20 protein-coding genes and 1 pseudogene are annotated in these 22,323 nt (G+C 69.7%); 9 read left to right on the top strand and 12 right to left on the bottom strand.

The features are described 5' to 3' along the window. The first annotated feature begins 47 nt into the window (after positions 1-47). Positions 48-893 carry a sugar phosphate isomerase/epimerase family protein gene (locus OG787_RS19530; RefSeq protein ID WP_405535877.1) on the top strand — a complete coding sequence of 282 codons (846 nt, stop codon included), beginning with the start codon at positions 48-50 and terminating at the stop codon, positions 891-893. A 54-nt stretch (positions 894-947) separates the two neighbouring features. Here OG787_RS19530 and OG787_RS19525 read toward each other — a convergent pair whose 3' ends face one another. Next, positions 948-1,430, bottom strand: a complete 483-nt coding sequence (locus OG787_RS19525) for a DUF86 domain-containing protein (RefSeq protein WP_405535876.1) — start codon at positions 1,428-1,430, stop codon at positions 948-950. Between the two features lie 178 nt (positions 1,431-1,608). On the opposite strand from OG787_RS19525, the gene OG787_RS19520 reads away from it, so the two are divergent. After that, positions 1,609-2,163, top strand: a complete 555-nt coding sequence (locus OG787_RS19520) for a VOC family protein (protein WP_405535875.1) — start codon at positions 1,609-1,611, stop codon at positions 2,161-2,163. Beyond that, positions 2,160-3,746 carry an FAD-dependent oxidoreductase gene (locus OG787_RS19515; protein WP_405535874.1) on the top strand — a complete coding sequence of 529 codons (1,587 nt, stop codon included), beginning with the start codon at positions 2,160-2,162 and terminating at the stop codon, positions 3,744-3,746. The genes OG787_RS19520 and OG787_RS19515 overlap by 4 nt, the downstream gene beginning before the upstream one ends. A 50-nt stretch (positions 3,747-3,796) precedes the next feature. Here the strand turns inward: OG787_RS19515 and OG787_RS19510 are convergent, their stop codons facing one another. Both OG787_RS19510 and OG787_RS19505 read right to left on the bottom strand, forming a co-directional pair. Continuing rightward, complete coding sequence (locus OG787_RS19510) at positions 3,797-4,780, bottom strand: NAD(P)/FAD-dependent oxidoreductase (RefSeq protein ID WP_405535873.1); 984 nt, start codon at positions 4,778-4,780, stop codon at positions 3,797-3,799. A gap of 70 nt (positions 4,781-4,850) precedes the next feature. Then, positions 4,851-6,389: an MFS transporter gene (locus tag OG787_RS19505; protein WP_405535872.1), complete on the bottom strand. Its 1,539-nt coding sequence runs from the start codon at positions 6,387-6,389 to the stop codon at positions 4,851-4,853. Positions 6,390-6,595: 206 nt separating this feature from the next. Between OG787_RS19505 and OG787_RS19500 the strand changes: the two genes are divergently transcribed. Both OG787_RS19500 and OG787_RS19495 read left to right on the top strand, forming a co-directional pair. After that, positions 6,596-6,886 (top strand): ferredoxin, encoded by a 291-nt coding sequence (locus OG787_RS19500; RefSeq protein WP_369036265.1) that lies wholly within the window; start codon positions 6,596-6,598, stop codon positions 6,884-6,886. A 58-nt stretch (positions 6,887-6,944) separates the two neighbouring features. Beyond that, the gene (locus OG787_RS19495) at positions 6,945-8,384 is read left to right on the top strand and encodes an SRPBCC family protein (RefSeq protein WP_369036266.1); all 1,440 of its coding nucleotides are present in this window, start codon (positions 6,945-6,947) and stop codon (positions 8,382-8,384) included. Positions 8,385-8,439: 55 nt separating this feature from the next. On the opposite strand, the gene OG787_RS19490 is transcribed toward OG787_RS19495, so the two are convergent. After that, positions 8,440-8,910: a cupin domain-containing protein gene (locus tag OG787_RS19490; RefSeq protein WP_405535871.1), complete on the bottom strand. Its 471-nt coding sequence runs from the start codon at positions 8,908-8,910 to the stop codon at positions 8,440-8,442. A gap of 99 nt (positions 8,911-9,009) precedes the next feature. Here OG787_RS19490 and OG787_RS19485 point away from each other — a divergent pair, with 99 nt between their 5' ends. Beyond that, positions 9,010-9,474: a hypothetical protein gene (locus OG787_RS19485; protein ID WP_369036268.1), complete on the top strand. Its 465-nt coding sequence runs from the start codon at positions 9,010-9,012 to the stop codon at positions 9,472-9,474. Positions 9,475-9,481: 7 nt separating this feature from the next. Here OG787_RS19485 and OG787_RS19480 read toward each other — a convergent pair whose 3' ends face one another. The 8 genes from OG787_RS19480 to OG787_RS19445 all read right to left on the bottom strand — a co-directional run bounded on the left by OG787_RS19480 (position 9,482) and on the right by OG787_RS19445 (position 20,653). Further along, entirely contained in the window at positions 9,482-10,354 is an 873-nt protein-coding gene (locus tag OG787_RS19480) for an IclR family transcriptional regulator (RefSeq protein ID WP_369036269.1), read from the bottom strand. Between the two features lie 365 nt (positions 10,355-10,719). Further along, positions 10,720-11,064: a hypothetical protein gene (locus OG787_RS19475; RefSeq protein WP_405535870.1), complete on the bottom strand. Its 345-nt coding sequence runs from the start codon at positions 11,062-11,064 to the stop codon at positions 10,720-10,722. 118 nt (positions 11,065-11,182) lie between these two features. After that, a complete protein-coding gene (locus tag OG787_RS19470) occupies positions 11,183-12,028 on the bottom strand; it encodes a carbohydrate ABC transporter permease (protein WP_405540530.1) in 846 nt (281 codons plus the stop codon). A gap of 32 nt (positions 12,029-12,060) precedes the next feature. Beyond that, positions 12,061-13,086: a carbohydrate ABC transporter permease gene (locus OG787_RS19465; RefSeq protein ID WP_405535869.1), complete on the bottom strand. Its 1,026-nt coding sequence runs from the start codon at positions 13,084-13,086 to the stop codon at positions 12,061-12,063. 2 nt (positions 13,087-13,088) lie between these two features. Further along, positions 13,089-14,462, bottom strand: a complete 1,374-nt coding sequence (locus OG787_RS19460; RefSeq protein ID WP_405535868.1) for an extracellular solute-binding protein — start codon at positions 14,460-14,462, stop codon at positions 13,089-13,091. A 151-nt stretch (positions 14,463-14,613) separates the two neighbouring features. Beyond that, the gene (locus OG787_RS19455; RefSeq protein ID WP_405535867.1) at positions 14,614-15,000 is read right to left on the bottom strand and encodes a hypothetical protein; all 387 of its coding nucleotides are present in this window, start codon (positions 14,998-15,000) and stop codon (positions 14,614-14,616) included. 317 nt (positions 15,001-15,317) lie between these two features. Continuing rightward, a complete protein-coding gene (locus tag OG787_RS19450) occupies positions 15,318-19,583 on the bottom strand; it encodes an NEW3 domain-containing protein (protein WP_405535866.1) in 4,266 nt (1,421 codons plus the stop codon). A 185-nt stretch (positions 19,584-19,768) separates the two neighbouring features. Continuing rightward, complete coding sequence (locus OG787_RS19445) at positions 19,769-20,653, bottom strand: MurR/RpiR family transcriptional regulator (RefSeq protein WP_369036534.1); 885 nt, start codon at positions 20,651-20,653, stop codon at positions 19,769-19,771. A 235-nt stretch (positions 20,654-20,888) separates the two neighbouring features. Here OG787_RS19445 and OG787_RS19440 point away from each other — a divergent pair, with 235 nt between their 5' ends. From OG787_RS19440 to OG787_RS19430, 3 genes and pseudogenes are all read left to right on the top strand, one after another. Further along, a complete protein-coding gene (locus OG787_RS19440; RefSeq protein WP_405535865.1) occupies positions 20,889-21,659 on the top strand; it encodes a sugar isomerase domain-containing protein in 771 nt (256 codons plus the stop codon). An 88-nt stretch (positions 21,660-21,747) separates the two neighbouring features. After that, on the top strand, positions 21,748-22,014 hold the full coding sequence (locus OG787_RS19435) for a type II toxin-antitoxin system Phd/YefM family antitoxin (RefSeq protein WP_405535864.1): 267 nt from the start codon (positions 21,748-21,750) through the stop codon (positions 22,012-22,014). Beyond that, positions 22,010-22,270 (top strand): annotated as a pseudogene (locus OG787_RS19430) (type II toxin-antitoxin system RelE/ParE family toxin); the annotation flags it as partial. The gene OG787_RS19435 and the pseudogene OG787_RS19430, both read left to right, overlap by 5 nt. Positions 22,271-22,323 lie beyond the last annotated feature (53 nt).

Genomic DNA, 22,323 nt, shown 5'->3' with positions numbered 1-22,323 from the left:
TCAGTATCCTCTTCTTTTGGGAGAGGGGTAGGCGGGGTGGGGTGGACATGGATCACCTGAGCGTGGACGAGGGGCGTCGTCCGGCGGTGGGTCTTGAGCATCTGACCTTTCGCGGGGAGCCGTTGCCGGTCTTCGCCGCCGCCGCGGTCGCCGGCGGTGCCGACAGCGTCTGTATGAGCGTGAATCACCCTGGCCTCCGTGACCGGCGGGAGCTGCGTGAGACTCTTTCGCGGCTTGACGCGGCGGGTGTCCCGGTCGTCATGGGTGACGGATTCCTCGTATCGCCGAAGTCCGGACCGGACGACCTCCGGCGCCGACTCGACGTTCTCGCCGAACTCGGTGCCCCTTTGGCCAATACCTGTGCGTTCGAGCCCGACCCGGAGCTGCGGCGCGATCCAGGGTGTGTCGAGGACGTTCTGGGAGAGTTCTGCCAGGTGGCCAGGACCGCTGGGGTGGACGTGTCGATCGAGTTCACACCGCTCTCCCATGTGCCGTCCCTCGCGGCGGCGGTCGGGCTGGTGGAACGGCTCGACCAGCCGAATCTCCGGATCCTCGTGGACACGCTCCATCTCGCGCGGGCCGGAGAAGGCCCTGACGACATACGGAGGGTCGACCGGCGGCTCTTCGGGTACTGCCAGCTGAGCGACGGCCCCCGTGCGTCCGGGATCTCCTCCTCGGACTACCTGGACGAGGCGATGAACGAGCGGGTCATTCCCGGGCACGGGGAGTTTCCGCTGGCGGAAGTGGTGTCGCTGCTGCCCGGCGATGTCGTCGTCAGCGCCGAGGTTCCGTTGCGCGGTCTCCAGCGGGCCGGGGTCTCACCGGACGAGCGCGCCCGGCGGATTCTCGACGGCGCCCGTCGAGTCGTGACTCGCGCGCGGTCGCTCCCGTAGTCGAGGGGGCCGGCCGGGTCAGCGCTCCGGGGCCTGGTCCGCGGTCCAGTCGGATCAGCCCTGCGGCGCCTGGCCCGCGGTCCAGGCGGCCACCTGCCGTACGTACTCCCCGTATCCGGAAAGGGCGGCGGACACGACCGCCGCGACCTCCTCGGGTTCGGTGTCCAGGTACAGCTGGACGAGGACGTGGTGCGGGCCGTCCGGTGGCACGAGGGCGGCGGCCAGCTCCGCGTCGATCATCCCGGCCCGCTCGGCCGCGCCGAACGAGGCGGCGGCCGACTGCGGGACCTCGCCCGACACCGCCGTGGCGACATGGCTGTTGATCGTGAAGGCCAGGTCGGCGAGGAGTGCCAGGATCCGCTCGACGACGAGCCCGGCCGCCGGATCGCTCTCCAGGCGTGCCCGGTCCATCGGCCCGAAGGAGTCGAGGTGTCCGACCGACCTGCGCATCGTGATGAGCCGGTGCTCGACCGAGCCCCGGTCCAGGCGCGGGGTCACGCGAGCGGGCAGGGGCCGGTTGTCGATCGACGGGGTCACCCGTGCATCGTCGCGCAGCTTCCCGCAGCCGCGAACCGTCGATTCCGTCTGATGGGACGTGCGGTGGACGACCGCGGACGGCGGGGTGAAGAGTCGGTTCGCGTGCCGGTCGGCGATGGGCGGCACAGGACAAGGGGGTCCGGAAATGCGGGCGTTGAGCGATCTCTTCCGTAATTTCATGCAGCTCGGATATGTGACCGACGACATCGACGCCGCCGCGTCCTATCTCGAGTCGAGGCTCGGGACGGTGGACTGCGTCCGGCACTACAAGTCGTCGCTGGGCGGTGGTCGGCCCCCGGTCGGAGCCGGAGCCGGAGCCGGAGCCGGAGAGCCGAGGGCCCCCTTCGTGGTGGTGGACGGTGAGCCGGCCGCCGAGTGGGTCATCGACGTCGCCCTGGTCAACGCGGGTCCGACCAACCTGGAGATCATCCGTCCGGTCGGTGGCGCGGTCGACCTCTACCGGGGCGCGATCAGGCCCGGAGTCCCGGCGACGCTGCACCATCTGGGCTTCCGCGTCGACGACTTCGAGGAGGCGTCCGCGGTCGTCGCCGCGAGCGGCAGGACCTGGAAGCAGTACGGGGACAGCGGCGGCATCCGGTTCGGGTATCTCGACATGACGGCCGAACTGGGCCACTTCGTCGAGGTCATGGAACTGGACGAGGCCAGCGCCCAGGGGTTCGCCCACCTCGAAGCGGCGTCGAACGCGGTCCGGGACGGGGAGGCGTCGTCATGAGCGGTGACACGACTGGTTCCTTCGACGTCATCGTCGTCGGCTCGGGCGCGGGGCTCGTAGGCGCGTACGCCGCCGCCTCCCGCGGACTGCGCACGCTCGTCATCGAGAAGACGGAGTACGTCGGCGGGACGACGGCCTACTCCGGGGCCGGGATCTGGCTCCCCGGCAACGCCGCCGAGCAGCGGGCCGGCATCGAGGACGGCCCCGACCTCGCCCGCCCCTATCTCGACGCGATCGTCGGCGACGACTCGCCGGCCTCCGTGCGGGAGGCCTTCCTCCAGGCGGGGCCCCGTCTGATCGACGAGCTGGAGGCCAATCCGCGCTTCGACCGGTTCGTCTGGCAGGGCGTGCCCGACTACTTCGCCGGGCGGCCCGGGAGCCTGCCGCAGGGGCGCACCGTCTTCCCCCAGGACATCGACCGTGCCGAACTCGGCGATCTGGAGCCCCTGGTGCGCAGGCCGCTCTGGACGGAACGCTGGGGTGTCGACCCCGGCCCGGTGATGGTCGGCGGGCAGGCCCTCATCGCCCGCGCCCTGCTCGCGTTCACGGAGACCGGCAACGGCACGGTGCTGACGAACACCGCGCTGGAACGACTCCTCGTCGAGGACGGCACGGTCGTCGGTGTGGAGGCGGTGCGGGAGGGCGAGCCGGTGACGTACCGCGCCAGCAGGGGCGTACTCCTCGCGGCCGGCGGATACGAGCGCAACGGCGAACTCCGTCAGCGGTACCAGCCCGGGGTCGGCGACGAGTGGACCCAGGGCTGCCCGGGGAACACCGGCGACGCGCTCACCGCGGGCATCGCCGTCGGCGCGGCGACCGACCTGCTCGACGAGGCGTGGTACGCGCCGGGCCTGGTCGTACCCCGTACACGCCCGGTGTTCTACACGTCGGTGTGGAGCGGCATCTGGGTCAACGCGGCCGGGCAGCGCTACATGAACGAGCGGCTCCCGTACGACCGGGCCGGGCACGAGATGCTCCGGGCGCACACGGCGTCGGGGGTGTCGCACCTTCCCACGCACTGGGTGTTCGACCAGCGGCAGCTCGACAACGAGCGGGCCTTCGCGGGGCTGCCCGTCGCGCCACAGGTCCCGGGCTGGTTCGACGTCGACGAGTTCATCGAGGCGGGTGTGCTGAAGCGGGCCGGGACACTCGAAGAACTCGCGGCGCTGATCGGCGTACCCGGAGATGCGCTCACCGAGAGCGTCGAGCGGTTCAACGGCTATGCCCGCAACGGCAAGGACGAGCAGTTCGGGCGGGGCGAGGATCCCTGGGACCTCATGATCACGGGGATGGCGGGGGCCCACACCGACGGCCCCAACCCGTGCCTGGGCGTGATCGACAAGCCGCCGTTCTACGCGGCGACGATCGTGCTGTCCGACCTGGGCACCAAGGGGGGCCTCAGGACGGACGGTCACGCGCGCGTCCTGCGGACCGACGGTTCGGTGATCGCCGGGCTGTACGCGTCGGGGAACACGATGGCCCCGATGTCCGGGCGGATCTATCCCGGCGCGGGAGGCCCGGTCGGCTCGTCGATGGCGTTCTCCTACATCGCGGCGCTCGACATGGCCGACGGGAGCCCGTAGCCGGTAGCGGTAGTTGGTCTCCTGCGGCCCGCTCGTCGCCGGTGCCCCGCTCAGGCCGACTCGGTCGAGTGACCGGGAAACAGGGACTGCGCGGGGTCCAGGGCGACCGCCGCGTTGTTGACCGCGGTCGCGACCTCCCCGAAGCCGACCGACATCAGCCGGACCTTGCCGGGGTACGCGGTCACGTCACCGGCGGCGTAGACCCGGTCGACGGCGGTACGCATCCGGGTGTCGACGACGATCGCGCGCCGCTCCAGCTCCACGCCCCAGTCGGCGAGCGGGCCCAGGTTGCTGATGAAGCCGAGCGCGGCCACGACCGCGTCGACCTTCAGCACCCGTACGTCGTCCTCGCCATCGACCTTGAGGTGGGCCAGGCGCAGCCGGTCGTCGCCGAGCAGGGCCTCGACCTGGGCGTTGGTGACGATCTCGACGCCGCACTCGCGCACCTCGCGCACACTCGCCGCGTGCGCCCGGAACGTACCGCGGCGGTGTACGAGGGTCACCGAGCGGGCGATCGGATGCAGGGCTAGGGCCCAGTCGACCGCGCTGTCCCCGCCGCCGACGACGAGGACGTCCTGGTCGGCGTGCTCGTCCGGGGCGGGGACGAAGTAGCTCAGCCCACGGCCGAGGAACTCCTCCCCGGCCGGGAGCGTGCGCGGCGTGAACGCGCCGATCCCGGCGGTCAGGACGACCGCTCCGGCGTCGACCACGGTGCCGTCGGAGAGGGTGACCTGCGGGCGTCCGTCGGGCGAGCGGCCCAGCTCGACGGCCTGCCGGCCGAGCAGATAGGTCGGGCCGTACGCGTCGGCCTGGTCCTTGAGGGCGGCGACGACGTCACGGCCGCGGGCGCCGGGGACGGCCGCGATGTCACGGATCTCCTTCTCCGGGTAGAGCGCGGTGATCTGGCCGCCGCACTGCGGCAAGGCGTCGACCAGGACGGTCCGCAGCTCGCGGAAGCCCGCGCAGTAGGCGCCGAAGAGGCCGACGGGGCCGGCGCCGACGATGAGGATGTCTGTGGTCACTGTCTCGGCCACGGGCCGACCTCCTGGTGGGATGTGGGGCCGCCCCGCCCGTCGCCGGGCGGGGCGCCACGTCAACTGGTGTTCAGGTCTTGGGAGTTGCTACCGGTGGGGTCGTCATCGCCCCGTCCCCGACGGACACCGTCGCGGGCACGTGCGCGTCGACCGTGAACTCCTCCACCGCCTCCTCGCGCCGCTCCCGCAGCAGCGTCACCACGACGACGAGCACCCCGACCGCCAGCGCGGTCGAGATCAGCAGCCACTTGCGGAATCCGTCCTCCGCGTAGAGCACACCGCCCCCGGGCACGAGCGTGGCGTACGGCGTCAGCACCGCGAACATCACGACGGGCAGGACGGCCGAGAACCCGGTCTGGGTGAGCTGGACGGTGCCGGCGGTCGAGCCCTGGTCACCGACGGGCGTCGCGCGCATCACGAGACCGGGCACGGACGCCGTAGTCAGACCGCCGCCGATCCCGACGATCAGGGCACAGACGACGAGTTCGCCGAAGGTGTCGTTGCGGAAGGCGAGCAGTGTCGTGCCGATCGCCCACGCGCCGAGCCCGAGCGTCATGAAGAGCCGGGGGTTCCGGCCGCGGGCGGCCAGGTAGCCGACCAGCAGACCGCAGGCGACCGTCGCCAGTGCCTTCGGGGTCTCCAGGGAGGCGTATCCCAACGTGGTCAGCCCGAGCCCGTACGTCTGTCCGGCCTCCCGTGGGGTCATCGCCATCATCGGGATGATCTGGAAGACCGACGCGGAGATGGCGTACGCGGTCGCGCCCGCGACGGAGACGTACAGCAGCTGTTTCCGGCGGAAGAGGGAGAGGTTGACGATCGGCTCCGGCGTACGGCGCGCTCGCCAGAAGAAGAGCGTGAGCAGTGCGAGCCCGGCCACCAGCAGGGTTACGCCGCTTCCCGCCGCCCAGCCCCAGGAGTTGCCCCAGCTGACGTAGAGCAGCACGCCGAGGACACCGGCGGCCAGCAGGGCGGCGCCGAGGACGTCCGGGCGGGCGGTGCGGCGCAGGGTCGACTCCGCCGTGGTCAGCCGTATCGCCGCGCACAGCCCGAACGTCCAGACCGCGTCGAACCAGAACATCCCCCGGAAGCCCACCGTCTCGATGAGCCACCCGATGAGCAGGGGCGAGAACAGCGAGAGCGCGCCCATGCCGGTGATGGTGATGCTGGCGGCGAAGGCGGCCTGCCGGGGCGGATAGACGTCCCTGACGAGGGAGGGGATCAGCGAGATCGTCGCCAGGATGGGGCCCTGGAGCGTCCGGCCGACCACCATGACGGCGAAGCTGGGGGCCAGTGCGCAGACGACGGCGCCTACGCCCGACACGAGCATGGTGAAGAGCAGCACCCGTCGTTTGCCGTAGAGGTCGGCCGCCTTGCCGAGCAGCGGGGCGCAGACCGCCCCGGCCAGGAAGTAGACGGTTGTCAGCCAGCCGCCCTGGGTCGTCGGGAACTCCTTGAGGATGCTCGGGAGCCCGATCGCGACCATGGACGCGCCGAGGGCCAGCGCCTCCAGGACCATGGCCAGGAAGACCGTCGACCAGACGAGCCGGGGAGTCCAGCCCGGGCCGTTCGCGGGTCCGTTTCCGTTCGCTGCATGAGGTATTGCCGTCATTGGAATCCTCCGGCGGGAAAGGGGGGAGGGGGGAGCGGCCGGTCGAGCGTATGGCGGGGCGGAGGCCCTCCGTGAGCGCGGATTCCGTTTGATGGGACGGGCGGTGGACGGCCGCGGACCCTCGCGGGGAGAGTCGATTTCAGCCCCGCTGCGGTGGCGACCGACGGCGACACCGGAGCGTGCCGCGGAGGAGGAGGCCGAGACCCATGAGCGATGACGCAGATGACGTACGGGTGTGGATCGATCAGAAACTGTGCACCGGCGACGGTCTGTGCACCCAGTACGCGCCCGATGTCTTCGAGTTCGGCGGCGACGGGCTGGCCTACGTCAAGGACGTCGCCGACGGGGAACTGCTGATGGCGGAGGGCTCGCAGGCCGATGTGCCGGAGAAGCTGCGTCTGGATGTGATCGACGCCGCCGACGGGTGCCCGGGCAACTGCATCCACGTGGTGCGGAGTTCCGACGGGACCGAGGTCGCGGGCCCCGACGCGGCCTGACCTCATGAGTGCCCGACCTCATGAGTGCCTGACCTCACGAGTGGAGGAGTGATTTCTGGTGTCTGTGGAAACCGAACCCCGGCTGGAGCGGCGCGTTCCCTGGTTCGCGGGCGATGTCCCCGCCGAGAAGGTCCCGGAGAAGTACCGGCTTTCCCGTGCCTTCGTGCCCAAGGGCCGTTATCTGGACCCCGAGTTCCTGAAGCTGGAGCTGGAGCGGGTGTTCACGAAGGCCTGGCTGATGGCCTGCCGCGTCGAGGAACTGCCGGGTGTCGGCTGCTTCGTCGAGTACGAGATCGGCGGTCACTCGATCCTGATCGTGCGGGAGGCCAAGGACTCGATCCGCGCCTACTTCAACGCGTGCCGGCATCGCGGTACCCGTCTTGCGCGGGGGCGGGGCCGCGTCGGTTCGCTCATCTGCCCTTTCCACGGCTGGCGTTGGAACCTGGACGGCTCGATCAGGCTGGTGCTCGACCGTGAGGAGTTCGTGCCCCGCTCGGACGACGACCTGGGCCTGGTCCAGGTGCGGGCGGAGCAGTGGGGCGGGTTCGTGTTCATCAACATGGATCCCGAGGCCAGGCCGCTCCTCGAATACCTCGACCCGATCCCGAGGATCTTCGAGCCGTTCCAGTTCGAGCACATGCGGTACCGGTGGTTCAAGAGCGTGCTGCTGCCGTGCAACTGGAAGACCGCGCTGGACGGGTTCCTTGAGGCGTACCACGTGGCGGGGACCCATCCGCAGCTCTACCGCTTCGACAAGTCGAACACGAACATCGCCTCGATGAAGGAACTCGAGTCACGGATCTGGGCGCCCACGACCGTGTACGAGCGGCACGCGCACTATTCGAGTGTCGGCGAGAAGAAGAACACGGCTCCCGACGGCGCGGCCAAGGACCCGACCAACCGGGGCACCGGGGGCGTGACCGACGAGCGGCTCAGTGTCGCGCTGAGCGTGCAGTACATCGCCGACGACATGCGCGGCCTGGAGAACGAGCGGAGCTGGCGGGCCGCCGAGGCGCTCAAGACCGCGGACGTACCCGAGGGGACGACCGCCGGCCAGCACTTCCTCCAGCTGTACCGGGAGCTGTCGCTCGCCGAGGGCTACGACTGGCCGGTCATCACGCCCCAGCAGTGGGCGGAGGCCGGTACGGCGTGGAACGTCTTCCCGAACACGATCCTGCTGCCCAACCAGGGCTCGGTGTTCGGCTACCGGGCCCGCCCCAACGGCCTCGACCCGGACAGCTGCCTCTTCGAGATCTTCAGCCTGGACCAGGTCCCCGTCGCCGACTACGACAAGAAGCGCGACTTCCAGCCCCAGTTCTTCGAGGACTTCCGCGACGCCGACCTGGGCGAGATCTTCACCCAGGACCTGATGAACGCCAAGGAGGTCACGGTGGGCATGCACTCTCCGAGCTTCGACGGCCACCGGCTCAGCGAGGAACAGGAGATGACGATCTACAACCACCACCGGGTGGCAGACCGTTTCCTCTGGGCCGACTGATCCGACTGATCCGGCTGATCCGGTTTCTTGCAAGGGGCTGGGTCCGGCGCGCGTTTCAGCGCCGGACCCAGCCGAAGTCGTGCCAGTAGGTCTCGAGTTGGGTGACCGGCTTCGGCCAGGTCTCGATGTAGGTGACGCCCTCGGGCCCGGCGGTCATCGTGTACGGCGTACCGGCGCGGCTGAGAAAGAAGTCACCGGCCCCCACGCGCACGGTCTGCGACTGACCCTCCTCCTCGTACTGGATGCTGTACTCGCCCGCGAGGACGAAGAGCATCTCGTCCATGTTGTGGTGGTGCCGGGGCACCGTGAAGTGGGGTCGTACGCGCAGCGGGTTGCGGTTGAAGCGCGGCATGTCGATCGGCTTGGTGGTCACCCACATCGCCCCGTCGAACGTCGCCCGGAAGTCCACGGGCGCGTCGTTCAGCAACCCGCCGCCATGCCAGAAGTAGTTGGGACTCCGCTGCTGGTCGAGGTCCATCGGGAGCCAGTCCGCGTCGTCCACCAGATCACCGAAAACAAGTGTCATGCGGCAACCGTAGGCACGGCTGTTCGCGGTGTCGCCGCTCTGTTCCGCACAACGGGACCGACGGATGACACCCCCGAACTCGGTCCCCAGACTCAAGTCATGGCAATCGAATTCTTCAGTCTGCTGTCCGACGACGAGGGTTGGATCGAGCTGCCGGTCGACCAGACCGCCCCCACCTACCTCTGGGCCGAGGGTGGCCTCCTCGCCGATGCCCCGGTCGACATGGAGAAGACCTTCGAGGGCAACATGTGGTTCTCGACCAAGGTGGACGGATCGTTCAACCTCAACGGCCTGCGCTGCGCCCCGAACTTCGCGGTGCCCCGCCATCACCACAACCTCGACGAGCTGATCATCGTGTTCGGCGGCAGCTTCCATGTGACGTGGGGCAAGGACGGGGAGGAGGGCAGCAGGACGGTAGGACCGGGCGAGTTCTGGATCAGCACGGCGGGCACCCCGTACCTGATGACGGCGGGCCCGGAGGGTGTGACGTACGTGGAGACATGGCCGGAGCCGATGGAGAAACTCCTGACGTACTGGCACGACGAGGGCTGGATCCACAGCTGACGACGTCTTATGTTCGGGCGCCCGCGCTCCCGATCCTGAAGCTGGCGTTCCAGATCGCGGCGGCCGTACCGCGCACGGCGTCCGACGCCATCCGCCACCTCATCCGGCCGGCGGCGCCGGTGACGGACACCGCCCCGATCGCGTGCCCCGTGCTGCGGATCGGGGCGGCGACGCAGACGAACTCCTCGTACGCCTCGCTGCGGTCGAAGGCGACGCCGACCCGACGGATCTGGTCGAGCTCGGTCCACAGGGCGAAGGGTTCGGTGATGGTGTTCGCCGTTCTCCTGGGCATCTGCGCGGAGACCACCGCGCGCATGGCCTCGCCGTCGAAGGCGGCCATGGCCTTGCCGAGCGCGGTGCAGTAGGCGGGCTGGCGTCCGCCGCGCCGGGTCGGCAACCGGACCGGGCCCACGACGATACGTTCGAGATACACGACCTCGGTCCGGTCGAGGATGCCGAGCTGCACGGACATCCCGGTCTTGGCGGCGAGGGCCTGAAGATGCGGAAACGCGGCCTCCTGAAGCCGATTCCCCTCGACGGCGAGTCCCCCCAGCTCGAACAGCCGCATCCCGACGCGATAACCACCCGGATCACGCTCCAGCCACCCGACCTGACACAGCTGATCGGCCAGCCGATGCAGGGTCGACTTCGGCAGCCCCGTGCGCTCACTGAGATCCCCGAGCCCCAGCACCTGCTGACCCCCGTTGAACGCGTCCATGATGGTGGCGACCCGCCCCAGGACGGTACGTTCCGGCCCCCGCTGGTCGACGGTCTCCTCGTCGTGGCCGCCGTCTCCCATCGAGACGATGCATTCACGCAGAGACTCGATGGTCGATTCCGCCGGAGTGACCGGCACACCTCGTACCGCACTTGACGACACGACTGCCACCTTCCCGTTCAGGGCACCATTGCCCTCCCCGAGTACGCCACTTAATGGACGAATTGCCTGACCGCACCACACTTATCGCGTAATGAGTATCCTCTAATCAGAGTCACCCTCGCGATGTACGCCCGTCAAGGGTCGTGCGTGTTCCGGCGAGCGTGGGGCCGAGGCACGGGGACGGTACGGGCAACTCAGAGGGCCTGGCCTTCCAACCGGACGAGGCCAGCGCGATCGACATGCGCTGGTACGCGGCGACCCTCGCCACCGACCAGCGGAAACGCCAGGCAGCGGTCGGTCGCTCTGCAACTCTCCGTGGCCCAGACGTACGAATAGCCGTCGTCCCGAAGCACCGGATACAACAATCACTCGTCGGCCTCGGGGTCGGCCACCTCCCAGCCGAGTACGTCGGCGATCCTCGCCGCAAGCTCCCGTGCGATTTCCCGGGTCCGGGGGCCGTCAGCGTCGGAGCAGACCAGCTCCACCACGTTGACTCGCTGCGGCATCCGGCCCTTGTGGGCCGCGTAGTTACCGTCGCTGTCGCAGTCGGCCATGACGACGTGGAGCCAGCCGACGCCGTCCACAGCCTCGTAGAAGGCCAGGTCGATCCGCCGAAGCTCGGGAGCCGAGTCCAGGTACTCAACCAGCACACGTGCGGGAACGCTCTCGCCGTAGCGACAGTCCGAGCGCACGGTCACGTACGTGTACATCCCTGCATCCAACCCCACGACGACACCCAGGAGCGGACCGAGCGGAGGCGAACCTCAAACCGTGTCCTGCCTTGGGGGCGAGCGCTTCGGGCGCCCGCGTCCCCAAGGGAAACCGCCCTCAGATCTTCACCGCCCCCGAAGCCACCCCCCGATAGAACCACCGCTGCGTGATCACGAACAGCACCAGCACCGGCACCACGGAGATCACCGACCCCGCCATCACCATCCGCTGGTCGTAGCCGAACGACGACGACTGGAGTCGTGAAAGGCCCAGCGTCAGCGTCATGTTGGACTCCGAGCGCAGCACGATCAGCGGCCACAGGAAGTCGTCCCAGGCGCTGATGAACGTGTTGATGACGACCACCATGATCGCGCCCCACGCGGACGGCAGATACAGGTACTTGAAGCGCTGCCACTCGTTCGCGCCGTCCAGCATCGCCGAGTCCTCGATCTCGCGCGGGACCGCGAGGAACGCGCCGCGCATGAGGAGGACGTTGATGGCGCCGACGAAGCCGGGCAGCCACACGCCGGCCAGGCTGTCGACCAGGCCCAGGTCGCGGATGCTGATGAACAGCGAGACCATGATCGACTCGAAGGGGAACATCATCGAGGCGATCAGCACCACCCAGACCGCCTTGCGGCCCTTCCAGGAGGGCTTGGAGAGCATGTAGCCGGCCGTCGTGGAGAAAACCAGCTGGCTGGTGATCGACAGGGTGACCACGATCAGGCTGTTCTTGATGTACGACCACACCGGCACCTGGTCGAAGACCGTCCGGTACGCGCGCAGGGTCGGGTCGTGCGGCAGCAGGGTGGCGTTCGCGCCGAAGACGTCCTCGCTCGTGCCCTTCAGGGAGGCCAGCAGCTGCCAGAGGAGTGGGCCCACCGTGAGGCCGAGGACCAGGAGCAACAGCAGGTAGCGGACGACCAGCTCGCGCGGGCGGCCGTAGTCACGCCAACGTGGCATCAGGCGACGGCTCTTGTCGACAGCGGCCGTGCTCACGACTCGTCCTCCTTCGTCAGGCGTTGCGCCAGCAGGGTCAGCCCCAGGGTGAGAGCGAACAGGGCCACGCTTACGGCCGAGCCGTATCCCGCGTTGCCGGTGATCGGGTCCAGGCCGACGTCCCGGATGTAGAACGGCAGGGTGCGGTCGGCGCCGCCGGGGCCGCCGGTGGAGCTGCCGAGCATGTAGATCTCGGTGAACACCCGGAGTGATCCGATGCCCGTCAGGGTGCCTACGAGCATCATGGCCGTCCGGACGCCGGGGATCGTGATGTTCCAGAAGCGGCGGATCGCGCCGGCGCCGTCCATCTGCGCGGCCTCGTGCAGTTCCTTGGGCACGTTCCCGAGGGCGGCCAGGTAGAAGACCATGTACCAGCCGAGGCCCTTCCACAGGGTCAGGCCCATCGCGGAGAGCAGGATCAGCCACGAGTCGGAGAGGAAGGGGATCGCCGACTTGATCAGGTGGGCTTTCTCCAGCCAGGTGTTGACCAGGCCGTCGTCCGCGAGCAGCCACTGCCAGCTCAGGCCCACGACCACGCTGGAGGCGAGCACCGGTGTGTAGAAGGCGGAGCGGAAGAAGCCGATGCCGGGCAGGTTCTTCTCCACCAGGACCGCCAGCATCAGCGGCAGCAGCACCATCAGCGGCACGACGATCACCGCGTACAGGATGCTGTTGCGGGTCGCGAGCCAGAAGTCGTCGTCCTGGAGCATCCGCGTGTAGTTGTCGAGTCCGACGAAACTCGCGGCACCGCCCAGCGGCTTGGCGTTGGTGAACGACAGCAGGACCGTGTTGAGGAACGGGAACACCCCGAACACCACCGCGCACACGATCGCGGGGGCCGTCCACAGCCACGGCAGCCACCAACGGCGGTACATGGCCGCCCCGTTGGCCCCGGGAGCGGGACCGGGCAGCGCGGCCCTGCCGAGTCGGCGCAGGCGGGAGGGAGGAGGGGACGGGGCCGGGGCCGGCGCGGAGGCCAGGGCCTCCGCGCCGGACGCCGGGTTCGTGATCTGTGCCGTCACCGTCAGCTGCCCTGCTTCAGCAGCTCGTTCGACTTCTCCTGGGCGTCCTTCACGGCGTCCGCCGCGCTCTTCTTGCCCTGCATGGCCAGCTGCACCTGGGACACGATCGCGTTCTGCACGGCCGGGGAGAGGTTGGTCTGGTTGGTGGAGGCCGTCTTGAGCTGGTCGGCGACGAGCTTGCGGGCCTGGGAGAACGGGTCGGTGCCGGTGACGTTCTGGAAGAACGGGTCGTTCAGCGACTCGGTGGTGGTCGGGAAGATCACCACGGCCGGGTCCTTGCACCAGGCCGTCTGGTTCTCGGCGTTGGTGAGGAACTCCGCGAACGACAGCGCGGTGGCCGCGTGCTTGCTGGTCGCGGCGACCGAGATGTACTGCGGGGCGCCGGCGGAGGCGACACCGAGGGCGTCGTAGGGCTGCTGGCCGACGGCCGTCTTGGCGTAGACCGACGGGCTGTTCTGCTTGACGAACCGCACGAAGCTCGGGTTCGTCGAACCGTAGGCCACCTTGCCCTGGCTGTAGAGCGTGGACGGGTCGTTGCTGGAGGACAGCGAGTCCTTCGGCATCGCGCCCTCCTTGTACAGCTTCGCCATCCACTCCACCCACTGGGTGGTGCGCGGGTCGTCGCCGAAGACGGCGGACTTGCCGTCGCTGGAGAGGACCTTGATGCCCATCTGGTCGAAGTCGGCCGGGATGCGCCAGATCGGGTTGGCCATCGTCGCGAAGAACTTGCCGTCGGCGGCCTTGGCGACCTTCTCGTAGTCGGCGAAGAGCCCGAAGATGCTCGTCGGCGCCTTCGCCGGGTCGATGCCGGCCTTCGCCAGCAGGTCCTTGTTGTACGTCAGCAGGACGCCGCCGGTGTACCAGGGCAGCGTGGTGTGGATCGACTTGCCGGAGGCGTCCGCGAAGGTGGCGGTCTTCCAGAACGACGGGACGAAGGGCTTGGACGAGGCCGGGTCCTTGGTGCCGATGTCGAGCAGGTAGCCGGCCTTGGTGAGGGCGGTCGCCGTCGGCGCGTTGACGTTGATGACGTCGGCCATCGTGCAGGCCTGGGCGTCGGCGACGGTCCGGCTGGTGAAGGTGTTGTCGCCGGGGTCGTCGATCCACTTGACCTTGGCGTCGGGGTGGGCCTTCTCGAAGTCGGCGATCACGCCGTTGAAGAAGTCGCCGAAGTCTTTCTTCAGGTTGGTGGTCTGGAAGGTGATCGTGCCCTTGACGTCCCCGGTCAGCTTCCCCGACCCGACGTTGCCCTTGTCGACCTTGCAGGCGCCGGCGGTGGCGCCGCCGTCGTCGGAGCCTCCGGAGAGGCCGCATCCGGCGGCCGTCAACGTCAGTACGACGAGACAGGACAGGGATCCGGTCAGTCTTCTTGCGCGCATTGCTGCTGCCCTCCTGGAGCATCCGGGATGTCCTGGATGCTGGTTCAATTCACCAACTTTGACTCCGATTGATGAAAAGGTGGACCAGAATTCATCGGAGGTCAATGGGGTGCCGTGTTGCTTTTGTGTTCCGGAACCGGTGCGAGCCGCTTCAGTGGCGGTGTTCGTGGTCCGGGTGGGACGGGTCTCCGGGGTGCTCGTGGCCGGGTGCGTACACCACGTCCGCGCGCGCCAGATCGAGCCACGAGAAGAAGGCACGCCGGCCTGCGGCCTGCCTCAACTCGGCCTCGATGCCCGCCTTTACGTGCTCGTACGGGAGGAAGTCCGCGTCCGTCGCGGCGCCGAAGGGGTCTGCGCCGGCGCGCAGGGCGTCCGCCGTCAGGAAGCGGTCCCTGTTGTGCTCGTAGTACTCCTGTACGGCGGCCTCGGGGATGTCCTGGCGGGCTTCCAGGTGGGTGAGCAGGATTCGGGCGGCGGGGGAGTAGGCGAGGGTCACGGCCACGATGCTGCCCAGGCCGGCTACGGCCGCCTCCGGCACGGGGCCCAGGGTTCGTGGAGTGTCGGGTGGGGGCAACCCTCGTTCCGCGCACGCGCGTCTTGCCAGTACGTCGGCCACGACCACCTGTGTTGCCCAGCGGCGGCGTTGTCGTTCCGCGGAGGGGGTTGTGTTTCGGCTGGCGGTCGGTGGGGGCTGGTCGCGCAGTTCCCCGCGCCCCTTTGGGGGCGCGTCACCTGGGCGCCTGTTATCCCGCACCGGGACCGCCGCCAGGACCGCCTCCACCTCCTCCCGGGGTATCGGTTCGCCGCGTACGAGGGCGCAGGCGCCCTCGGGGGGATGGACATGCTCGTGTCGGTTCATGGCGTCACCTCCAGCACCACGGCCTCCGTGTACGCCACGCAGCCGTGCCAGCCGATCTTTGCCAGCAGCCAGTACGAACCCGGTGCCAGCGCGGCCCCGTCGATCTCGATGCCGTACTCCACCGACTCCCCGGCCGGTACGGCGAACCCCTGGACCCCGGGTCCGACCCCCGCCCAGGTCCCCCACGAGGACACGGCCCACAAGGTGCCGTTGATCTCCCCGAGGGTGGTGTTGCGCAGGCTCACCGGGACTCGTACGCGCTCTCCGTGCCGCACGGCGACCCGGTCAACCCCCAGCTCTGTCACCAGGGTTGGGCCGGGATGGCCGCCCGGCACGTCCAGGGCCACGGTGTCCTCGTACACCTGGCCGCCGTACGGCAGGCGTGCGGTGAGCCAGTGGCGGCCGGGCGGCGCGTCCGGGGGCGGGGTCACCGTGACCTCGGTGAGGGTGAAGCCGGCGGGGCCGAGGGCGTACGGCAGCTCGGCCGGTTCGGTGGACCAGCCGGGCGGGACGCCAAGGGTGAGTGTGCCGGAGACGGGCGCGTCCGTCAGCTCGGAGCTGACGCGGACCGTCGCCGTGACCGGCCCCGAGGCGGTCAGGGTGGTGGGGGAGAGGTAGACGGCCACCGGCAGGTTTCCGCGAGGCGCCGGGCCGGCGTTGTGCAGCCAGTAGCGGGTGTGGACGGGCTGCGCGGGCTCGTGCGCGTCGACACCGGCGCCCGGGTCAACGGCCGCCGCCCCAGCGGGAGTTGCGAGTACCGTCGCCACCTCGAAGCCGGTCAGGTGGGTGCCGAGGCCGCCGTCCGGGGCTGGGGGCAGCGGCTCTCCGGGCCGCTCCAGTACGTCCGTACGGGCGCCGTCCGTCCACGGCAGCGGGCCGCGTATCCGGGCCGCCGTCGGCCTGCCGTTGACCTCGTGCATCCGTACGACGACACCGCGCCCCGGATCGGCGGGCGCCACGCTCCCGCGCGCCAGGGGCGAACCGGCCGGCTTGAGCGCGTCGAGCAGCACCTCACCGGCGGGTTCGAGGCTCAACAGGGTGATGGTGCGCGGCAGGGCGCTGCCGTCCTCCGGTGGCTGTTCCCGGAGGCGCGCCCGCAGCGGGTGGTTGTACGCGTGGCCCGCCTGCGGCAGCCGCAGCTCGCGCCAGTCGCCCGTGCCGCCCAGGACCGCGTACTCGAAGGTGTGCGACCAGCGTTGGAGTTGGAAGGCCGAACCGTCGGGGGCCGTACGGCGCGGCGGGTCGACCCAGATGCCCGACGGCCAGCCGGTGCAGGAGCGCATCAGGGACATGTAGAGGTCGCCGGACGGCGTGACCACGCAGCCGGGTGTGCCCCGGTTGAGGACGGCGAAGCCGGTGCCGTCCCAGGTGTCGCCCGGCGGCAGCGCCTCGCCGCCACCGGCCGCCGTGGCCTGCACGACGGCGTCGCCGAGGTCGGCGATCAGCGCGTCCACCGCTTTGGCGTCGTCCTCCGGACCGCTGCCCGCCACCACGAGCAGCGGCAGCCGCTCCAGATCGCGCAGATCGGCCCCCGGTATCCATTCCTCGCGCAGCCCCGCACGCGGTGCGACCCACACCGACGCGATGCCCGACTCGGCGAGCTGGCGCCGGAGTTCGCGTCCGGCGGCCGGGTCCATGGCGAGGGCCTCGGCGACCACGGAGTTGCGTTCGGGGGCGCCGACGGCGATACGGATGTCGGGGAGGTTGGAGTCGACTTCGAGGTCGCCGTAGCGCTGGCCGCCCGCGATCGTCGAGGTGGCCGTGACGCCCACGCGCACGAGCGCGGCGGCGAGTTCGGCACCGAGTTCGCCCGCCTCGGCCCAGGACGGGTAGATCAACTCGGCGACACCGATGGCCCGTTGGCCGAGCAGCGCGCCGGAGTCACTGTGCACCGCCACCCGGGCCGTGCTCCCCAGCCCGAACCAGTTGTTGGCCGGGTTGTCGAGCGTCCAGGGGAACTCCTTGCTGTCCACCTCCACGAACCCGAACCCGCGCCCGATGACCGCGTCGGCCACCTCGTGCACCGGCAGCCCGCCCTGGACGTTCGACGGCCAGCGGACCCGGATGAGGCGGTCGGAACCGTCGTACCCGTCGACGGTCGTGGTCAGGTCCAGCCGGTCGATGCCCTTCCAGAGGGTCAACTGCTGGGTGTAGGTGAGGAGTTCGCCGAGGGGCGCGGTGACCGTGATGCGCGATCCCGCCGCCGAGTGCTCCACCTTCACCGAGGCCGGCACGTCTCCGCTGCGGGCGGCCGTCGTGCCGGTCGGCGTGAGGTGCCAGGGTCCCTCGCCGAAGCGCGGGTGCCTCGAATACTCCTCCTGCACGACCAGCTCGTTGCCGATGTCACCGGAGCGCAGCAACTCCCGGCCGCCGTCCGCGAGTTGGCGAAGGCTGCTGACGCCGCCGCCGCGCGACGGGTCGACCGTCACCTCGTAGAACTCGTTGCGGATGACCAGACCCTCCCCGGGGGTCCAGTCGGCGACCGTTCCCTCGGCGAGGGGGAGCGCCTTGAGGCCCAGCCCCGGCACCTCCGGTACCACCACCCGCAGTTGGCCGTCCGACTCGCGAACTGCGGGCAGCGGCAGGCCTGTTGTCTCGTCGACGGGGACGAGTCCGTCGGGGAGGTCGGTGGTGAGGGTGTCCCGGCGTTGCCAGGTCGCGGAGTTGAGGACGACGAGGTCGGGGCCGCCGCCGGGCAGCGGGGTGATGCGGTCCGCGAGGGCCTGGGTGGCGTCGGCGTGCACGGACTCGGCGAGGTCGTACAGCTCGCGCCAGCCGGTCAGCAGGTCGATGTAGACCTGGTCGGACTCGGAGCCGGTGATGGCGTCGTGGTGGGCGCCGTAGACGAGCTGCCGCCAGGCCTTGTCCAACGCCGCGTCCGGATAGGGGTGTCGGGTGACGAGGGAGGCGAGTGTCGCCCAGGCCTCGGCGTCGGCGAGGAGCGTCTCGCCGTACCGCTGGGCCTGCTTGGTGTCGATGTACGAGACGTCCTTGCCGGTGTAGATCGGGTTCATGTCCCGGGTCTGCGGCGAGGCCTTGCGCCCCTCGGCGTCGAGTTCGGCGCGTACGGCGGCGAAGAAGTCGCGGGGGATCGCGGAGACGAAGCGCGGCCAGACGTACCGCTCGTTCCAGTCGCGGTGGATGCCCATGACCCAGCGGCAGGGCGGCGCGTAGTCGCCCCCGACGGGGAGCAGCACATTGCGCGTGAGCGCGACCTTCTTCAGCCCGGTGAAGAGCTTGAGCGCCGCGGCCTCCGCCTCCGGGAGCGTGGGCGCGTTGTCGATGGCCCAGCCGGCGCCGTAGTGATTGACCATGTAGGCGGTGAGGAGGCCGCGTCCCGAAGGGGCGATCCAGTCGAACTCGGCCTGGAACTGCATCCGTTGGGGGTCGCGGGGCGGCTCGCCGAAGACGTTCAGGGTGGGCCCCCACTGGTGGAAGGGCCCACGCGCCCAGGAGCTTGAGCTGAGCCCCGCATCGGCCATCAGGCCCGGGAACTGGGGATCGTGCCCGAAGGCGTCGAGCTGCCAGGCGGTGTGCGGGTCGGCGCCGAGGATCCCGCGCTGGAAGCCGTCGCCGTAGAGGGCGTTGCGTACGGTCGCCTCGGCGCCGGTGAGGTTGGTGTTGGGCTCGTTGTACGTCCCGCCCATGATCTCGACGCGCCCGGTGCGCAGCAACTGCCGCAGGAACGCGCGCTCTTCGGGGAACGCGTCCCAGTAGGGCTTCAGGTAGTCGACCTCGGCGAGCACGAAGGTGTACGCCGGGTCGCGCCGCGCGAGATCGATGTGCGCGCGGACGAGGCTCATCCCGGACTGGCCACGGGAGTCGAAGGTGCGCGCGGGAAGTCCGCTGGTCCCCGGATCGTCGGCGACGTCCCAGGTCTCGGTGTAGGCGGCCTGGGTGTTCCACCAGACGGGGTCGTAGTGGAAGTGGCTGACCATGAACATCGTCCAGCCGGGCTCGGCGACCAGGAGGGCGCCGGTGAGGGATGCCCGCTGCTCGGGGTCCTCGCTGTCCTCGGCGGTGACCGTGACGTGGGTGCGCTCGCCGGGAGGCAGGTCGCAGAGCACGGGTATCTCGGCGCGGAGGGTGCCGTCGTCACCGACGGTCGCGAGGTTCTCCCCGTCGGAGCGCACGCCGGGGCCGTCGGCGGTGAGGCGGACCGTACGGCCGGCGGTGTGGCCGATCTCGGCGGTCACCACCTGACGCGGATGCTCGGCGCTGCCGACGAACAGCTCGGTCGACTCGACTGAGGTGACGCGCATGGGTCTCCTACGAGGCCTACGAGGGAAACGGGGGAACAACGGGGCACACGAAGTGGTGGAGCCCATCGTGGCACCGTTCCGATGGTTCAAACAACCATCTTCGAGTTTCCTTGGTGGTTCATCCATGCAAAAGCCGCCCTCGGGGAGATGTCTCCCGGGGCGGCATCTGTGTGCTTACGGGTCGGTCAGCGGGTACGGCGGGACTTCACCGCGTGCTCCCTGGCGATGTGGTCGGTGAGGGCCAGGGAGGCGCTGGCGCGCTGGTAGGAGAGCTGCGCGACCCGGACGTACAGGCAGTCGATGAGGACGAGCACCGAGTGCCGGGCGCCGATGCTCTCGGTGCGGAAGCTGGTCTCCGAGGAGGAGGAGATCAGCCGTACGTCGGCGGCGCGGGCCAGCGGGGACTTCGGGTCGGCGGTGATGGCGACGGTCGTGGCGCCGCGCTGCTTGGCCAGCTCGAAGGGCTCGATGGTCTCGCGGGTGGAGCCGGAGTGCGAGATGCCGATGGCCACGTCGGCGGGGGTGAGGAGGGCGGCGGAGGTCAGGGCCGCGTGCACCTCGGTCCAGCCGCGCACCTGGCAGCCGATGCGGAAGAGCCGCGTCTCGGTCTCCTGGGCGACCGCGCCGCTGCCGCCGACGCCGTACACGTCGATGCGCCGGGCGCGGGCGGCGGCCTGCCCCGCACGCTCGATGGAGTCGAGGTCCATCCGGTCGATGGTCTGCTGGATGGCGCGGAGATCGGCTGAGCCGACGACCTGGACAACCCTCTCCAGGCTGTCGTCAGGGGAGATGTCGGGCCCGATCTCGGCGGTGCCCCAGTCGGAGACCTCGCCGCGCCCACGCTCCTGGGCCAGCTCGATGAGCAGATGCTGGTAGGAGTCGAGGCCGATGGCGCGGCAGAACCGGGTGACCGTGGCCTGCGAGGTGCCGGTACGGCGGCCCAGCTCGGCGGCCGAGCAGTGCGTGACGGCGGCGGGGTCCTCGAGGATCAGCTCACCCACCTTCCGGAGGGAGCCGGCGAGGCGCGGCAGCTCCGTACGGATGAGGGTGGTGACGTCGGTCGGGGGCATCCCGTTGCCGGAGCCGGTCCGTTCCATGGGGTTCCCGATCTCCTCGGTGCTGTACTGGTAGTGACGACGAATGTATCAGCCACCGTCTATAGGGCAGTTTGAATTCCAGGACCAGGAAGGCTGTCTGCGGCGGTCCCGGGGTCTCCGACCGTTGCTCGCGGCCCGTACACTGTGATTTATTGATTCACCGATAGAGCTAGAGCGGGTGGTTTCATCCACCGGTGGGGAGTGCCGAGTGTCCGTCGAGTCCGTCAGTGCCCAGGGCTTCGTGCGTGAGAGCCGGGCCGTGCTCGACCGCGTCACCGGGTCGGAACCGGCCCGGGAGTCGGTGGCCCGCGCCGCCGAACTGATCGCGGACTGCATCCGCGCGGACGGCGTGATCCAGGCCTTCGGCACGGGCCACTCCCAGGCCCTCGTCCTGGAACTGGCGGGCAGAGCGGGCGGCCTGGTCCCCACCAACCGCCTGTCGATGGCCGACCTCGTCCTGTACGGCGGCGACGACCCGAGCGCCCTCGACGACCCCCTGCTGGAACGCAAGCCGGGCATCGCGGAGCGCCTGTACGACCTGGCCGCCCCGCAGCCGTCCGACCTGTTCGTGATCATCTCCAACTCGGGCGTCAACAACGTCATCGTCGAGATGGCCCTGCGCGCGAAGGAGCGCGGCCACAAGATCCTCGCGATCACGTCCCTCACCCACACCCGCACGGTCCCGGCGGGCCACAGCAGCGGCAAGAAGCTGGCGGACATCGCGGACGTGGTGCTGGACAACGCGGCCCCGACGGGCGACGCGCTGCTGGAGTTGCCGGGCGGGGGCGCGGTGTGCGCGCTGTCGACGCTGACCGGCGTGATGCTGGTGCAGATGGCGGTCGCGGAGACGGCGGCGGTGCTGATCGGGGCGGGGGTGCGTCCGCCGGTGTACGTGTCGGCGAACGTACCCGGGGGGTTCGAGGAGAACTTGGGGCTGGAGCGGCATTACGGGGACAGGATCCGACGGCCGGCGAGCTGAACGGACGTACGGAGAAACGGCGACGCCTACCGGAACCGGCGGGCGTCGCCGTTTATGTACATATGGGACACCCGGTACCTTCGAGTACATGACGCAGATGCCCATAGAGTCCATCCGTGACGTCCGCGCACACCTGGCCGAGGTCGTCGAGCGGGCGGAGCGCGACGACCAGCCCACTGTGATCACGCGACGAGGAAAACAAGTCGCCGCTGTCGTCTCGATCGATGTCCTGCGCAAGTACCAGCAGTGGGAAGAGCGCGAGACCAATCGCATCATCGACGAGCGGACGGGCAACCGCTCGGCCGGGGTCCCCATCGAGGACATCATGAAGGAGACCCTGGCGCGCAGCGAGTGAGCACCGCGCCGTCTTCCGGCCCGAGGCGCAGGCCGAGCTTCGGAAAGTCCCCCGCGACATGGTGCTGCGCATCTTGGCCAAGCTGACGGAACTGGAGAGCGACCCGCTCGGATCCAGCACCACGGCGCTTGTGTCCCAACCCGATCGCCGTCACCTCCGGGTCGGCGACCACCGCTTCATCTACACCATCGACAACGGCGAACTGGTCGTGTGGGTCGTTCATGTCGGACACCGCTCCACGGTCTACGAGACATGAGATCTCATGGTTCCCTCCTCTCCTCAACTTCGGCTACAGGAAAAGCGGTTGCT

Origin of the sequence: Streptomyces sp. NBC_00075 (assembly GCF_045041225.1) — a bacterium.
Taxonomy (GTDB): Bacteria; Actinomycetota; Actinomycetes; order Streptomycetales; family Streptomycetaceae; genus Streptomyces; species Streptomyces adonidis.
The sequence above is the reverse complement of the archived record's forward strand: the minus strand, read 5'-3'. Positions and strand labels throughout refer to the sequence as shown.

Coding starts and splice junctions, on each gene's coding strand:
- OG787_RS19530 (WP_405535877.1), top strand. CDS start 48: ATGGATCACCTGAGCGTGGACGAGGGGCGTCGTCCGGCGGTGGGTCTT.
- OG787_RS19520 (WP_405535875.1), top strand. CDS start 1,609: ATGCAGCTCGGATATGTGACCGACGACATCGACGCCGCCGCGTCCTAT.
- OG787_RS19515 (WP_405535874.1), top strand. CDS start 2,160: ATGAGCGGTGACACGACTGGTTCCTTCGACGTCATCGTCGTCGGCTCG.
- OG787_RS19505 (WP_405535872.1), bottom strand. CDS start 6,389: ATGACGGCAATACCTCATGCAGCGAACGGAAACGGACCCGCGAACGGC.
- OG787_RS19500 (WP_369036265.1), top strand. CDS start 6,596: ATGAGCGATGACGCAGATGACGTACGGGTGTGGATCGATCAGAAACTG.
- OG787_RS19490 (WP_405535871.1), bottom strand. CDS start 8,910: ATGACACTTGTTTTCGGTGATCTGGTGGACGACGCGGACTGGCTCCCG.
- OG787_RS19485 (WP_369036268.1), top strand. CDS start 9,010: ATGGCAATCGAATTCTTCAGTCTGCTGTCCGACGACGAGGGTTGGATC.
- OG787_RS19475 (WP_405535870.1), bottom strand. CDS start 11,064: ATGTACACGTACGTGACCGTGCGCTCGGACTGTCGCTACGGCGAGAGC.
- OG787_RS19470 (WP_405540530.1), bottom strand. CDS start 12,028: ATGCCACGTTGGCGTGACTACGGCCGCCCGCGCGAGCTGGTCGTCCGC.
- OG787_RS19460 (WP_405535868.1), bottom strand. CDS start 14,462: ATGCGCGCAAGAAGACTGACCGGATCCCTGTCCTGTCTCGTCGTACTG.
- OG787_RS19450 (WP_405535866.1), bottom strand. CDS start 19,583: ATGCGCGTCACCTCAGTCGAGTCGACCGAGCTGTTCGTCGGCAGCGCC.
- OG787_RS19445 (WP_369036534.1), bottom strand. CDS start 20,653: ATGCCCCCGACCGACGTCACCACCCTCATCCGTACGGAGCTGCCGCGC.
- OG787_RS19435 (WP_405535864.1), top strand. CDS start 21,748: ATGACGCAGATGCCCATAGAGTCCATCCGTGACGTCCGCGCACACCTG.